The following is a 13,042-nucleotide window of genomic DNA, read 5'->3' as shown; positions in this document are numbered from 1 at the left end:
GGCCGGTGTAGACGTCGACGGCATCGGCGGTGAGGCCGGCATGAAACTGGAATCCGGCTTGCAGCGGCGAGAGCGACCAGATGTCCTCCAGGTGGCCGAACTGCTTCTCCCACAGTTCTATTTCGTCCTGCGAAGCCGAGACCAGGGGAACGTCTGACGGCGTGAGGCCGGCATGATCACCGACGGAGGCGGCAATCTTCTCCAGTTCGACGCGCCACGCCGTCGCGAGCTCCGCGACTGCAGCGGGTTCGAAGATACCTTCGGGGAAAGCAAATGACGCCGAAAGGAACTCGCCTTCCGGACCGTCCACGACGGCGGCATTGATGTCGATCGCGTAATTGACCGCGAGATCGCTTCCGCTGCCGTTGTTGAGATCGATTCCGGCGTCGGGAATCCAGCCCGCGGCCCGCAATTCGTCACCGAACTCCGCAGTGGACATCTTGCCCAAGTAGTTGAAACCGATCTGCGGTTCCGGGCCGGTCAGCATCCCTGCACGTCGGAGCAGCCCGTAACCGATACCGGACCCCGGCGTGGTTCTCAGCTGTTCCTTGACGGATTTCACGACCGTCGGCGTGTCCACTCCGAGTCCGGTGAGATCGATCCGAACCGGGTACACCGCCGTGAACCAGCCGACGGTCCTGGACAGGTCGGCACCGGGCAGCACGTCTTCGTCTCGTCCGTGACTTTCGAGCGAGACCAGCATCCGCTGTGATCCGCTCCAGGTGCGCAATGCCAGGGCAAGCGCACTGAGCAAGCCGTCGTTGACACCGGTCCGATAGTGCGACGGTACCGCGCGCAACAGGTGATCTGTTGTGTCACGGTCGATGTCGACCCGGACTCGACGCAGTGACGACCCTCGGTCCCGTTCCGCATCGAGAGGACGCGAACCGATCGGCGCACCATCGAAGTCGACGACCTCACGCCAGTACTCGAGTTCCGCCGACGGTGACAGCTCGGTGAGTCCGTGCGACCAACGCCGCAGTGACGTTCCGACGGGCATCGGTACCGGCGTGCCACCGTGAACGATCTGTTGCCAGGCTGCAGCGAAGTCCGGAAGGAGAATCCGCCACGAGACGCCGTCGACAACCAGATGGTGGATGACGACCACCAATCGGCCCGAATCGTGCGTCGAGTCGAGCCAGACGATCTGAGCAGTATCGCCGCGGTACGGATCGAGCCTCGACGCGGCGTCCGCGGTCGCCTGGGTAAGAGCTTCCTCGAACTCGGGGGTTCCGGGTAGCGCTTCGGTGACGGTCCGACGAACCCATGTATCGACAGCACAGCCAGGGGCAATGTCGAATCCGGAGTGGTCGGGCAGCAAACGCGCGCGAAGAGCGTCGTGTTGATCGACAACTACTTGAAGAGTTGCCGCGAGGCGCGAGAGATCAAGTCCGACAGGAACACTGACCGACACGGCTTGATAGAAGGTGTCGATGCTGCCGGCCGTGCCCAGTATCTTGGCTGCGATCGGGGTCAGCGGGACAAACCCCACTCCCTTACCCGGCAGTTCTTCGAGTACGACCGATTCATCTGCCGGGAGTGCGATTTCGGCCAATCGCGCCACCGTCTTGCGTTCGAACACGTCGCGAGGAGTGAAGACAACTCCGGCGGCTTTTGCTCGAGAGACGAGCGAGATCGCGACGATGCTGTCTCCACCCAGCGCGAAGAAGGAATCGTCGACGCCGACTCGCTCGACGCCGAGTACCGACGCAGCGGCGTCGGCGATGATGCGCTCGACCGGACCGCTCGGCGCCCGGTAGTTCTGAGCCGCCGAACGAAATTCCGGTTCGGGTAGCGCCTGGCGATCGAGCTTGCCTGCCGGGGTCAGTGGCACTTCAGCCAGCGGTATCAGCTGGGACGGCACCATGTGAGCGGGCAGGAATCGAGATGCGTGTGCGATCAACGCTTCTTCGTCGAGATCGTGTCCCGGCTTGATCTTCACGTACGAGTACACGGTGCCGCCGGCAAGCGTCACCACGAAATCGACGGATTCATGGCGTGCGAGCACAGCGTCGATCTCACCGAGTTCGATGCGAAGTCCATTGACCTGCACCTGGAAATCGGAGCGGCCGACGTACTCGAGTTCGAGAGTCCGAGTCCAGCGGACCACGTCTCCGGTGCGGTACAACCGAGTTCCGCCGCCGAGAGGATCGGCGACAAAACTCGCAGCGGTGAGAGCCGAACGTGAGTGGTAGCCCTGCGCCAATCCGGGGCCACCGAGATACAGTTCACCGGCCACCCCGGCCGGCACAGGTCGCAACCAGCGGTCGAGAACCATCAGATGCGCGCCCTGAATCGGAGAACCGATCGTGATGGCCTCGTCCGACGCCAGCGGGGGTGTCGTGGTGATGACGATGGTCGACTCGGTGGGCCCGTAACTGTTGTAGAACCGGCAGATCGGGCCGAAGCGTCGAACCAGGTCCGGCGGGCACACGTCACCTCCGACAACCACAGCTTCGAGATCCGGAAGATCGGTGGCGTCCACCGTGCCCAGAATTGCGGGCGCACTGATGATGTGGGTGACGCGCTCGCTGCGCAGCAGTTCTGTGAGCTCGCCGCCGCCGTAGACATCTGCCGGAGCGATGACCATCGTCGCCCCGGCACTGAACGCCTGAACCATTTCGAAGACGGAGGCGTCGAAACTTGCGGACGAGAATCGCAGAACTCGCGAATGTGCACCGACGCCGAGTTCGGGGCGACCCCATGCGGTGAAATCGACCAACGCATTGTGCGTGACGGCAACACCTTTCGGTGTACCAGTGGAACCGGACGTGTAGATCAGATAGGCGATGTGATCGCTTCGCAACGGCGCCGTGCGGTCGGAGTCGTCGACGACGGACTCGTCGCCGACAAAGCTGAAGGCATCGATAGAGATGCAGTCCAGATCGACGGGCAGCATCTGATGGACAGTCGAATCAGTAATTCCCACAACAGCATTACTGTCCCCGACCATGTGATCGATTCGTTCGACCGGGTACGTCGGATCGACCGGAACTGATGCAGCGCCGGTTTTGGCAACCGACCACCACGCGATGACGGCATCGATGGATCGAGGCAGCGCGATCACGACACTGGTGCCAGGACCCACTCCGCGCCGGATCAGCATTCGAGCGAGTACGTTGGAGCGACGATCGAGTTCGCGGTAGCTGAGCTGCTGGGTACCGCAGCTCAGTGCGATCCCCTCCGACGATGCCGCGACGCCGTGGGCGAGAATCGTGGGCAAGGTCATCGGTGCCAGTGCGTCAGGGCCGCGTGCCGGAACGATCGACTTCCGCTCGGCTTCGCTCAGGATCTCGAGATCGTGAACACGAGTGTCCGGCAGCGCTTGCATGTACCGGGACAGCAGTTCGACGTATCGGCGGACATGGTCGCTCAGGACATCTGCGGTGTACAGATGGGGATTGGCTTCGAAATCGATTCGCGGCGCCTCTCCCGAGGCACTCGGATAGATGTTGACCGACAGGTCTTCCACCGGCCCTGTCGACAAGACGTGGAATCGACCAGTCACCGACCCCAGGACCACTTCGGGGTGAAAGTTCATGATGTTGATCGCAGGACCGAAGAACCCCCGCTCGGCACCGAGGCCTCGATCGCGCCTCATGTCCTCGGTGCGGTACCGCTGATGTCTGAGCGCGCCGGTCAGTTCGAGCGAGGCAGCCGCGCTCAATTCGGCAACCGTGGTCGTAGCGGTCACCGCGAGGCGCAGCGGAACGACGTTGGAGATCATGCCACCCGAACCGCGCAGAACCCTGTTCGTGCGCGCGGTCACCGGCAAACTCAGCACTACGTCTTCGGTGCCGGTCCCCCGGGCGAAGTAGAGCGCGAAAGCAGCCACCGCCGCCGCCGAAGAGAACTCGTCCGCCTTCGCCGTCGCGTTCGCACTGTCGAGTGTTCGGCCGACCACGACCGCACCCGCTGTGGCGTCCATCCGCTTCCCGGCCAGACTTGCCACGGCCGGAAGGTCTGCTGTCTTGGCTGCCCAGTAGTCCTGATCTCGGCGGAATCGCGGCGAGTGCCGATACTCGGCCTCGGCGTCGCGCACGGCCAGAAGATCGGTTGCCGACGATTCGGGGACTGAAAGGCCGGCGACCTCCGCTGAGTAGAGCTCGGCGATGCGTGTCATGAAGTTCATGGCGCCGTAGCCGTCGAGGACCAGATGATGGATCCGGCAGTACCAGAACTGGCGGTTCGCGCCGACGCTCAGGACGGCTGACTTCACCAATCGATCGGTGAGTAGATCGAAAGGTCGGGTGTACTCCTGCCGCATCCACTCGAGTGCGGCTGCCTCCGGCTCGCGCTCACCGCTCAGATCGACGACCTCGACGCTCTGACTGAGCTCGGAATCGATCTGCTGAAACGGTTCGCCGTCGATCTCGAGGAGTTTCAGCATCCCGGAGCCGAACTCATGCGCTGCTGTGACGCAGGCACTTTCGAGCACCGCCGCGTCGAGAGTCCCGTCGACTACGACATACTGCGCGATCGTGATCGGCACATCAGTACGCAGTAGCTGGGCAAACCAGATTCCGCGTTGCGCGCTGGTCAGCGGAAAGGGCTCGAAACGTCGATCAGCATGCACAGCGTCGTTCTCTCATCTGCCGAAAAAAGTACCGACGGCCTGCATCGATTGCTGTGGACCTGCGGCGCGAGACGACCGTACCGACTACCACTCGACACAGTCCGCCGATTGATCAAAGATAGGGTTGCATAACCTTCCCATCTCGTCAAATGGCAAAACAAGTCCCATGCGATCACGTAAAGGATTCCGCTAGGTCTGTTTCTGCAGATCAGACCTGGGATTCGAGTGCGGTCTCAGTATTCGGCGCGTCATGCGCCGGGTACGCATGCACCAAGGCAGTAGCGAGTTTGGGCACCGCGTGAGTGAGCGAATGCTCGGCGCTGTGCGCTATCGCATGAGCTTCGGCAAGAGTTGCCCGGGGATCGATGTCGAGTTCTGCATCGGCATGCAGTCGGTGTCCGATCCACCGCATCTTCAGATCACGAACACCGAGGACTCCAGGTTCGTGCATCAATGCATGCTCTGCGTCGTCCACCAACTCAGGTTCGACGCCGTCCATCAACCTCCGGAAGACGTCTCGCGCTGCAGTCCTGAGCACCGCCACGATGGCGACGGTGATGACAAGGCCGATGATCGGATCTGCCAACGGGAAACCCAGCGCAACTCCCCCCGCCCCCAGAAGGACTGCGAGCGAAGTGAATCCGTCGGTCCGAGCATGCAATCCATCGGCCACCAGTGCCGCTGAACCGATTTGCCTGCCGACCCTGATCCGATACAACGCCACCAATTCGTTTCCGATGAAACCGATCAAACCTGCCGCCGCTACCCAACCGAGGTGCTCGATCTCGACCGGGTTGATCAATCGCCTCACCGCCTCGACACCGGCGATCACTGCCGACAGTGCGATCATGGCGAGCACGAACAGTCCGGCCAAATCCTCCGCACGCCCGAAACCATAGGTATAGCGCCTGGTCGCAGCGCGCCGACCGAGCGCGAAGGCAATCCAGAGTGGGACTGCCGTGAGCGCGTCGGAGAAGTTGTGAATGGTGTCCGCAAGCAGCGCCACCGAACCCGAGATCGCCACGATCGCAACCTGAGCAACTGCGGTGACGCCGAGCGCGACAAGACTGATCTTGACCGCCCGGATGCCGATTGCGCTCGATTCCAATGCGTCGTCGACACTGTCGGCAGCGTCGTGACTGTGCGGCGAGAACACTTCGCGGACTGCCGATCGAAATCCCTTCGGCCCGTGGCCATGGGTGTGGCCGTGGCCGTGGGACGTCTTGGGTTCGTGCGTCACGACGCACCTTCTTCTTGATCGGTCCGATCGACGTTCGCCGAGCGCTCCGGGTGTATCTCCCGAAGCTCACCTTCACTACGGTGATGCCCCGGCAATCCGGGTCCGGCATGCTCCGCATTGAAGACCGCGTCCGTAACCAGTTGGCGCACATGGTCGTTCTCCAGGCGATAGAACACCGTCGTACCATCGCGGCGGGTTCGTACCAACCTTGCCATGCGCAATTTCGCCAGGTGCTGCGACACCGAGGGCGCCGGCTTGCCGACGCGTTCCGCCAGTTCGTTCACCGAGCACTCGCGGTCGACCAATGCCCACAAGACCTGCACACGGGTTGCGTCGGCCAGCATGCGGAACACCTCGACGACGAGGTCGACTTGATCATCGGGAAGCTTGCGGCGACAAACACCACTATCTGCGTTCATACGTAGATAGTAGATCATGCTGGACGCCGAAGATGACCTCTCGTCGATTCACCAGTTGTGCAAAGCTTGGCGGCAGAGCCCTTCGCCACTCGCAGACCGGGAGACAACGATGAGTACCGACGATTGGAACGCAGGAATCATTGCGGAATTTCGGGAGAACGAGGGCAAGGTAGGTGGCCCCTTCGAAGGTGCGCCCATGGTGTTGGTCCACCACACAGGACGCAAATCCGGACGCGATTTCGTGAGTCCCATGATGTATCTGGCAGACGAGCAGGATCCGAAGACCATCTACGTTTTTGCATCCAAGGCCGGTGCCCCGACCAATCCCGATTGGTACTACAACCTCGTTGCCACCGACCAGGCAGAGGTCGAGATCGGCACCGAAACATACCCGGTCTCCGTCAGCGAAGTAACCGGCGAGAAGCGTGAACGCATCTACGACGAGCAGGCCAGTCGATACCCGGGATTTGCCGAATACGCGGAGAAGACAGCTGGGATCCGCACAATCCCGGTGGTAGCCCTGACTCGCGCGTAAATCCTGGTAGCACCTTCCAGCCGTTTCCATTCGGAAACGGCTGGAATCGTTTGTACGGAATCAGGTCGCTGAAGAGGCGTTGACCTCACCCTTCGCATGCCGTCCGAGCAGCACGTATCCGACCCAGGATCCGACAACCACTGTCGCCGCGAGCGCCTGTACAAGGCCTTCGATACTCGCCGGATAGAACACGCCGGTGATGTAGTGCGAGATGAATCCGGTGGACGGCAACTCCGCGATCCCGGCCATCCGGCGGGCCCAGTTCTCGAGATTGGTCAGCGGGCAGTCATATCCGACCGCTATCGAACCGGCTCCCCAGACGACTGCAAGTAGGTGGAAACCGATGGTACGACGCCACTTCCACGCCACGAACCCACCCAGCACCACATAGAGGACAAACCCGAAGTGAACGAACACCGTTACTACTTCGATGAGCCGATACACCATCGTCGTCTCCGCTCGTGGCGCGGAAGTCCCGCAACAACCAGACTAATCCGATGTTAGTCCTCGTAGAGGTGATCTACCCGGTGTATGCAGCGGTCGTGCGAGCAGCGGCGGCTGCAGCCGCATCCGGGTCGTCGCCCGATGCGATCGCAGCTTCGGCCCACAGTTCACTGCTTCCCGCGATGAATGCCTTGGCCTCGTCGCTCGCCGACCACTCGGGTGTCTCGAGTGGCGTCGCGATCCCCAGTTCCACGTGTCGAGCCAGCCCGAGCAGTCCCATGTCCCACCCGACGCCGACGGCACCTGGACCGTACTCGGCCCACCGATCCGGCTCCACGTCCGCGGCATGTTCGAAATCGAACAGCGTTGCACCACTGCCCTTTTCGGCGAGATTTACAGTCACATAGCTCACATCGCCGCCATATTCCCAGGTGATGCGAAGAGTTCGAGGAGCTTCGCACGCCAAAATCTCGCCGCCGGCGTTGCCCTCGAGCTGATAGTGGCCGCCGATCATGGCTTCTCCCGCGACCGGCATGAACCATTGGCGAATGCGGTCGAACTCGGTGATCGCCGCCCAGACCGTGCCTATTGGTGCCGCGAGAGTCCGCGACATGCGCAGCATGCGCGTTTTCCCCTCGTCTCCGCCGAACGGGCCCAGTTCTCGTGCCACCAACTGCAACGAATCAACTGCTTTGTCGAACATGAGACTCCTCGGTTCGAGCGAAACTTTCAGCTCAGGCGCTGCTGTAGATGTACCGCTACCTCTTCTCCAGCGGCGCTCTTGCCGATCGCCTTGCACAGCGCCACGCGCAGCGGAAGCCAGTGCGGTCCGTCGCCGGAGGGCATCAGCGTCGCCTCGAAGGGATGCTCACCATCGAGGGTCCCGACCACCTTCACAGCGCGTCTGGTTCCCAGAAGTTCCGCCGAGCCGGGCACGGTCAAGAACGTTGCGAACGCACCGTCTTTCTCGATGGGAGCGGTGAACGAGTAATCGAGCGGTTGTGGAGTCTTGTCAGTGGCCATCTCGCGTCACTGCTCAGCAGCGAGCAGGACGTCGGTGTCGAAACACGTGTGAGTGCCGGTGTGGCACGCGGCGCCCTCCTGATCGACGATCAGCAAGACGGAATCGCCGTCACAGTCGAGGCGCACCTCGTGCACGTACTGGGTGTGCCCGGAGGTCTCTCCCTTGACCCAGTACTGCTGCCGCGAGCGCGAATAGTACGTCCCCTTACGGGTTTCCAGTGTTCGCGCGAGCGCTTCGTCGTCCATCCACGCGACCATCAGCACATCACCGGTCGATTTCTCCTGCGCAACCGCGCTGAACAGTCCGGCGTCGTTTCGCTTCAGCTTCGCCGCGATTGCGGGATCAAGGCTCATATGATGTTTATACCTTCCACCTGTGACTTCCGTGGAATTCCCCTGCTTGTTCGCCGTAGAATGGAAGTTCCTTCGCTGTCACCGTGGAAGAAGATCCGACATGAACCATCAACGTCATGACGGCCCACACCCGGAGTACACCTGCCATATCGTGAACCCGAGTACCGATCGCGTCCGAACCCGCCACGTCGTTCTCGGCATCGGCCCAGGTGCTACCAGCAAGAATGTACTCAGCTACGCACTGACGCTTGCCGCCAAGGAGGATTCAGCACTCCACGTCGTTCACTGCATCACGTCCGAGGACCTACCTGTCGAAACCGACTCACCAGAATTCGAAACGCGTCTGCACGACGAGATGGCGTCCCAACGTGAGCAGACAACCTCGACACTTGCCTCGCACACGGACACCTGGACCTACGACTGCACCTACGGCGACCCGGCCGGTGTCATCCTCGCGACCGCGGACAAGTACGACGCCTTCACCATCGTGATCGGCTCACCGCGAAAAGGCGCTGCCTCCGCGGTGAGCCGACTGATACACAGCTCGGTCTCTTCCCGACTGAACCGGCAGAACCGCTATCCCGTGATATCGGTTCCGACCGGAGTCAGCTCGGCAAGATAGCCGAACGCGGGACAAGCCCGCCTAGACGATCGAATAGTCCTCGAGCGGAAAGCGTTTCGCTTCGACGAACGCATTCCGTGTCGACGTGGGCCGCAGAATCGAAGCCTCGCCGTGCTGATTGAAGTAATAGCTTCGTGCAGTCTGGCAACTACCGCCGTAGAAGACGGAGTCCGCCAGGTTCTCGGTCATCCGGTCGAGGAACTCGGCGTTGGCAGTTTCGGTGACCTCGAATGTTTCGGCGCCGCGCCGTTTCACCTCGCCGAACAGTCGATCCATGTGCTGCATCTGGGATTCGATCGTCGTGAAGTAGGACAACCCGCTGTACGAGTACGGACTGGCGAGCGTGAGGAAATTGGGGAAATACGGAACCGCGACCCCTTCGTAGGCCTGGAAACGGTTGTCGCGCCACCACTTACCGAGGTTTCGTCCCTCGCGACCGATAACCTCGATGGCTGGAAAATTCACATCCCAGAGGTTGAATCCCGTTGCCAGCACCAAGGTGTCGATCTCGGTCTTGCGACCGTCGGCGGTGACGATTCCGTCGGCAGCGATGTGGTCGATCGGCGTCGTTTCGAGATGCACGTTGTCCTTGGTGAACGTACGGAAGTAGCTGTTGGAAAATGTGGGACGCTTGCACCCGAAGTCGTAGTCCGGTGTGAGTTGTTTGCGAAGGCTGGCGTCGCTGACCTGGGACCGCAGAAACGCACGTGATGCGGCCGCCGCACCCTTGTTCAACAGTTTGACCTGCTTGTAGTGCAGGACCGCGCTGACCATGATCATTTCTAGGATCGACGAACTGACAGCGCGCGCGATTCGCTGGGTGAGCGGAATGCGCGAGAACAGCTTCTGCACTGCATTCGGAATGGGGACGTCGATCTTGGGAACGACCCAGATCGGGGTGCGTTGGTAGACGGTCAACTCTGCGGCCTGACGCGCCACCTCGGGGATCAACTGCACAGCGGTGGCGCCGGTTCCGATGATTGCGGTCTTGGTGCCGGACAGATCGTAGGAATCGTCCCAGGCCGTGGTGTGGATGATCTTGCCGGCAAAGTCGTCGATACCGGAGATGTCGGGCCGATGCGGTTGCGAGAGGAAACCCGTCGCAGTCAGGAGGTACTTGGCAGTGATGTCCGGCGCGCCTTCGACGGATACGACCCAGTGCGAGGAATCCTCGTCCCAGCGGGCTCCGTTGACCACGGCACCGAACGTCATGTGCTTCCGCAGATCGTACTTGTCCGCGACGTGATCGGCGTACTTCTTCAGTTCCGCGCCCGGTGCGAAAAGCCTGGACCAGTTCGGATTGGGCTCGAACGAATACGAGTAGGTGACCGACGCGATGTCGACAGCCAGACCGGGATAGCGGTTGACGTGCCAGGTTCCACCCAGATCGTCCTCGCGCTCGAGGATCGCCAGGTTGTTCAGGCCCAGCCGCTTGAGTTGAATGGCCGCACCCATTCCGCCGAAGCCCGCCCCCACTACTACTGCGTCGTACTGCACTGCCATCGGAGAATCCCTCTCGTGAACTGCACATCAGAAAAACTGCACATCAGAAACTGACACGTCATTCCGTTATTGAGAACGGTATCATTCCTGATGTGACGAAGGCCATGACCAGAGCGGAACGAAAAAAGGCGGAATTGCGCCGCGAGATCATCGACGCATCATTCGAGTGCTTCGCCCAGCGCGGCTATCACGCAACCGGAATTGCCGACATCGCAACAACTCTCGGAATCGGCCATGGGACCTTCTACCGGTACTTCGAGAACAAGCGCGACATCATCGATCACGTCATCGACGACCTCGTCGCAAAGATCATCAGCGCACTGGCCACCGAGAATGCTCCCGACGCCGCCAGCACACTGGACGAGTACCGCGCCCAGGTGGGACGGATCGCCGAGGCGCTCCCCCGCATCTTCTTCGACGACCCCCGCATCCCGCGGGTTCTGCTGTTCGAGACGACGGGCGTCGACGCCGATCTGACGGGCCGGATGCTCGATCTACTCGACCAGTCGGCATCGTTGACCGCGGCGTACCTCCACCACGGAGTCGAATGCGGCTATCTGCGCGCCGACCTCGATGTCGACAACACTGCCCACGCCGTCAACGGCATGATGCTGGCAAGTGCGATTCAAGGATTGCGAGCCGGTTCGTCCGTCGACTGCACGGCGTTGAACCAAGCCATCAGCCGCCTCATGTTCGACGGAATCCGCGCCGAGAACGCCTAGCGAACGACGATTCCCTCGGCACGCATCGCATCCTTGACCTGCGGGATGCTCAGATCGCCGAAATGGAAGACACTTGCTGCGAGAACTGCGTCCGCGCCCGCTTCGACAGCCGGGGCGAAGTGCTCGACCAGGCCGGCACCGCCACTGGCGATCACCGGTACGTGGACCGCTGCACGGACAGCGCGGATCATCAGAAGGTCGAAGCCGGCCTTGGTGCCGTCGGCATCCATCGAGTTGAGCAGGATCTCCCCCACTCCCAACTCTGCACCACGCTCGGCCCACTCGACAGCGTCGATCCCGGTGCCGCGCTTGCCCCCGTGCGTGGTGACCTCCCACCCCGACGGTGTGTCCGGCTGCCCTTGGGGAACGGTGCGGGCATCGACCGAGAGGACGATGCACTGCGAGCCGAATCGCTCACTCAGTTCCTTCAGCAGTTCCGGGCGCGCAATCGCCGCGGTGTTGACGCTGACCTTGTCGGCACCGGCACGCAGCAGACGATCGACATCCGCGACCGTGCGCACTCCACCGCCGACGGTCAGAGGAATGAAAACCTGCTCGGCAGTGCGACTTACGACGTCGAGCATCGTGCCGCGATCCGACGTGGAGGCGGTCACGTCCAGGAAGGTCAGTTCGTCGGCGCCCTGAGCGTCGTACGCTGCCGCGAGTTCCACCGGATCTCCGGCGTCGCGAAGATTCTCGAAATTGACACCCTTGACCACTCGCCCGGCGTCGACGTCGAGGCACGGAATCACACGAACTGCGAGGGTCATGACTGTGGTCCTCCTGAGGACGAAGCGCGCGGATCACCGAGCGCGTTGAGGATATCGAGAATCTCACCGTGGATGCCCGGAGCGGCAGCGAGCACCGACTCCGATTCTACGGTCCACGGGCGGCCGGCCAGGTCGGTGACCACCCCGCCCGCACCGCGAACGAGCGCGACCCCGGCCGCGTTGTCCCACGCGTTGCGGCCGTAGACGATCGCACCGCCCAGGATGCCGGCCGCGGTGAAGGCCAGATCGACTCCGGTGGAACCGTGTATCCGGATCCGCGAGGACACCTTGCTGATCTCGGCGAGGAGGTCGAGACGGAAACTGCCGGGGATCCGCCCTCGACTGTTGACGTTGAGCGCACCCAAGCCGACGATCGACGACGCCAGATCGGTTGGCTCCAGCGGCGGTACGGCGATTCCATTGACCAACAACGGACCGCCGACGCGAGTCGCGTACGTGTGACCGATCAATGGAAGCCAGGTCAATCCGAGCACCGGGACACCGTCGTCGAGAAGCGCCAACAGCGTTCCGGCAGTGGGCAATCCGGCCGAGTAGTTGAAAGTACCGTCAACGGGGTCGAGAACCCAGACGAGCCCGGAACCGACGTCGGGACCGCCGAATTCCTCGCCGTGCACCTCGATGCCGGTCTGCTCGAACAACTCCGCGGTCAACCGCTTCTCGAGCGCAAGATCGACCTCGGTGGCAAAATCACCCCAGCCCTTGCGGACCGCACTCGGGGCGCCGACACCGGAGACGAACTGATCGTGGACGCCGTCCAGAAGCCGACCCGCAATCGCGAGAAGTTCATCGAGGTCACGCGTCGGAGTCATCTGG

13 protein-coding genes are annotated in these 13,042 nt (G+C 62.0%); 3 read left to right on the top strand and 10 right to left on the bottom strand.

Annotated features, from left to right (window positions below):
- From ACYP01_RS19490 to ACYP01_RS19480, 3 genes are all read right to left on the bottom strand, one after another.
- Window positions 1-4,576: amino acid adenylation domain-containing protein (locus ACYP01_RS19490; RefSeq protein ID WP_459681837.1), on the bottom strand; the 4,576-nt coding region annotated here is incomplete at its 3' end.
- Window positions 4,577-4,784: 208 nt separating this feature from the next.
- The gene (locus ACYP01_RS19485) at window positions 4,785-5,816 is read right to left on the bottom strand and encodes a cation diffusion facilitator family transporter (protein WP_459681834.1); all 1,032 of its coding nucleotides are present in this window, start codon (window positions 5,814-5,816) and stop codon (window positions 4,785-4,787) included.
- Complete coding sequence (locus ACYP01_RS19480; RefSeq protein WP_003942406.1) at window positions 5,813-6,235, bottom strand: ArsR/SmtB family transcription factor; 423 nt, start codon at window positions 6,233-6,235, stop codon at window positions 5,813-5,815. Before ACYP01_RS19480 ends, ACYP01_RS19485 begins: the two co-directional genes overlap by 4 nt.
- A 109-nt stretch (window positions 6,236-6,344) precedes the next feature.
- Between ACYP01_RS19480 and ACYP01_RS19475 the strand changes: the two genes are divergently transcribed.
- Window positions 6,345-6,770, top strand: coding sequence for a nitroreductase/quinone reductase family protein (locus ACYP01_RS19475; RefSeq protein ID WP_459681830.1), 426 nt, complete (start codon window positions 6,345-6,347; stop codon window positions 6,768-6,770).
- Window positions 6,771-6,830: 60 nt separating this feature from the next.
- Here the strand turns inward: ACYP01_RS19475 and ACYP01_RS19470 are convergent, their stop codons facing one another.
- The 4 genes from ACYP01_RS19470 to hisI form a co-directional block, all read right to left on the bottom strand.
- A complete protein-coding gene (locus ACYP01_RS19470; RefSeq protein ID WP_459681828.1) occupies window positions 6,831-7,217 on the bottom strand; it encodes a DUF2784 domain-containing protein in 387 nt (128 codons plus the stop codon).
- 73 nt (window positions 7,218-7,290) lie between these two features.
- On the bottom strand, window positions 7,291-7,917 hold the full coding sequence (locus tag ACYP01_RS19465) for an SRPBCC family protein (RefSeq protein ID WP_378504784.1): 627 nt from the start codon (window positions 7,915-7,917) through the stop codon (window positions 7,291-7,293).
- Window positions 7,918-7,943: 26 nt separating this feature from the next.
- Window positions 7,944-8,237, bottom strand: coding sequence for a DUF1905 domain-containing protein (locus ACYP01_RS19460; RefSeq protein WP_042952044.1), 294 nt, complete (start codon window positions 8,235-8,237; stop codon window positions 7,944-7,946).
- A 6-nt stretch (window positions 8,238-8,243) separates the two neighbouring features.
- On the bottom strand, window positions 8,244-8,591 hold the full coding sequence (gene hisI, locus ACYP01_RS19455) for a phosphoribosyl-AMP cyclohydrolase (RefSeq protein ID WP_003942390.1): 348 nt from the start codon (window positions 8,589-8,591) through the stop codon (window positions 8,244-8,246).
- Window positions 8,592-8,691: 100 nt separating this feature from the next.
- Here hisI and ACYP01_RS19450 point away from each other — a divergent pair, with 100 nt between their 5' ends.
- Window positions 8,692-9,213, top strand: a complete 522-nt coding sequence (locus ACYP01_RS19450) for a universal stress protein (RefSeq protein ID WP_054825211.1) — start codon at window positions 8,692-8,694, stop codon at window positions 9,211-9,213.
- 21 nt (window positions 9,214-9,234) lie between these two features.
- On the opposite strand, the gene ACYP01_RS19445 is transcribed toward ACYP01_RS19450, so the two are convergent.
- Complete coding sequence (locus tag ACYP01_RS19445; RefSeq protein WP_459681823.1) at window positions 9,235-10,716, bottom strand: flavin-containing monooxygenase; 1,482 nt, start codon at window positions 10,714-10,716, stop codon at window positions 9,235-9,237.
- A gap of 104 nt (window positions 10,717-10,820) precedes the next feature.
- Between ACYP01_RS19445 and ACYP01_RS19440 the strand changes: the two genes are divergently transcribed.
- On the top strand, window positions 10,821-11,438 hold the full coding sequence (locus ACYP01_RS19440; protein WP_030537064.1) for a TetR/AcrR family transcriptional regulator: 618 nt from the start codon (window positions 10,821-10,823) through the stop codon (window positions 11,436-11,438).
- On the opposite strand, the gene hisF is transcribed toward ACYP01_RS19440, so the two are convergent.
- Both hisF and ACYP01_RS19430 read right to left on the bottom strand, forming a co-directional pair.
- Complete coding sequence (gene hisF, locus ACYP01_RS19435; RefSeq protein ID WP_095969965.1) at window positions 11,435-12,208, bottom strand: imidazole glycerol phosphate synthase subunit HisF; 774 nt, start codon at window positions 12,206-12,208, stop codon at window positions 11,435-11,437. The two genes, ACYP01_RS19440 and hisF, sit on opposite strands and share 4 nt — an antisense overlap.
- Window positions 12,205-13,038, bottom strand: coding sequence for an inositol monophosphatase family protein (locus ACYP01_RS19430; RefSeq protein ID WP_459681819.1), 834 nt, complete (start codon window positions 13,036-13,038; stop codon window positions 12,205-12,207). The genes hisF and ACYP01_RS19430 overlap by 4 nt, the downstream gene beginning before the upstream one ends.
- Window positions 13,039-13,042 lie beyond the last annotated feature (4 nt).

It is taken from the genome of Rhodococcus sp. no. 34 (assembly GCF_054589475.1).
Note: the sequence above shows the minus strand (reverse complement) of the source record. Positions and strands in the feature narration are given on the sequence as shown.

Bases quoted from the DNA above. Each gene is read 5' to 3' on its own strand.
- ACYP01_RS19480 (WP_003942406.1), bottom strand. From the start codon at position 6,235: ATGAACGCAGATAGTGGTGTTTGTCGCCGCAAGCTTCCCGATGATCAA.
- ACYP01_RS19475 (WP_459681830.1), top strand. From the start codon at position 6,345: ATGAGTACCGACGATTGGAACGCAGGAATCATTGCGGAATTTCGGGAG.
- ACYP01_RS19470 (WP_459681828.1), bottom strand. From the start codon at position 7,217: ATGGTGTATCGGCTCATCGAAGTAGTAACGGTGTTCGTTCACTTCGGG.
- ACYP01_RS19465 (WP_378504784.1), bottom strand. From the start codon at position 7,917: ATGTTCGACAAAGCAGTTGATTCGTTGCAGTTGGTGGCACGAGAACTG.
- ACYP01_RS19460 (WP_042952044.1), bottom strand. From the start codon at position 8,237: ATGGCCACTGACAAGACTCCACAACCGCTCGATTACTCGTTCACCGCT.
- hisI (WP_003942390.1), bottom strand. From the start codon at position 8,591: ATGAGCCTTGATCCCGCAATCGCGGCGAAGCTGAAGCGAAACGACGCC.
- ACYP01_RS19450 (WP_054825211.1), top strand. From the start codon at position 8,692: ATGAACCATCAACGTCATGACGGCCCACACCCGGAGTACACCTGCCAT.
- ACYP01_RS19445 (WP_459681823.1), bottom strand. From the start codon at position 10,716: ATGGCAGTGCAGTACGACGCAGTAGTAGTGGGGGCGGGCTTCGGCGGA.
- ACYP01_RS19440 (WP_030537064.1), top strand. From the start codon at position 10,821: ATGACCAGAGCGGAACGAAAAAAGGCGGAATTGCGCCGCGAGATCATC.
- hisF (WP_095969965.1), bottom strand. From the start codon at position 12,208: ATGACCCTCGCAGTTCGTGTGATTCCGTGCCTCGACGTCGACGCCGGG.
- ACYP01_RS19430 (WP_459681819.1), bottom strand. From the start codon at position 13,038: ATGACTCCGACGCGTGACCTCGATGAACTTCTCGCGATTGCGGGTCGG.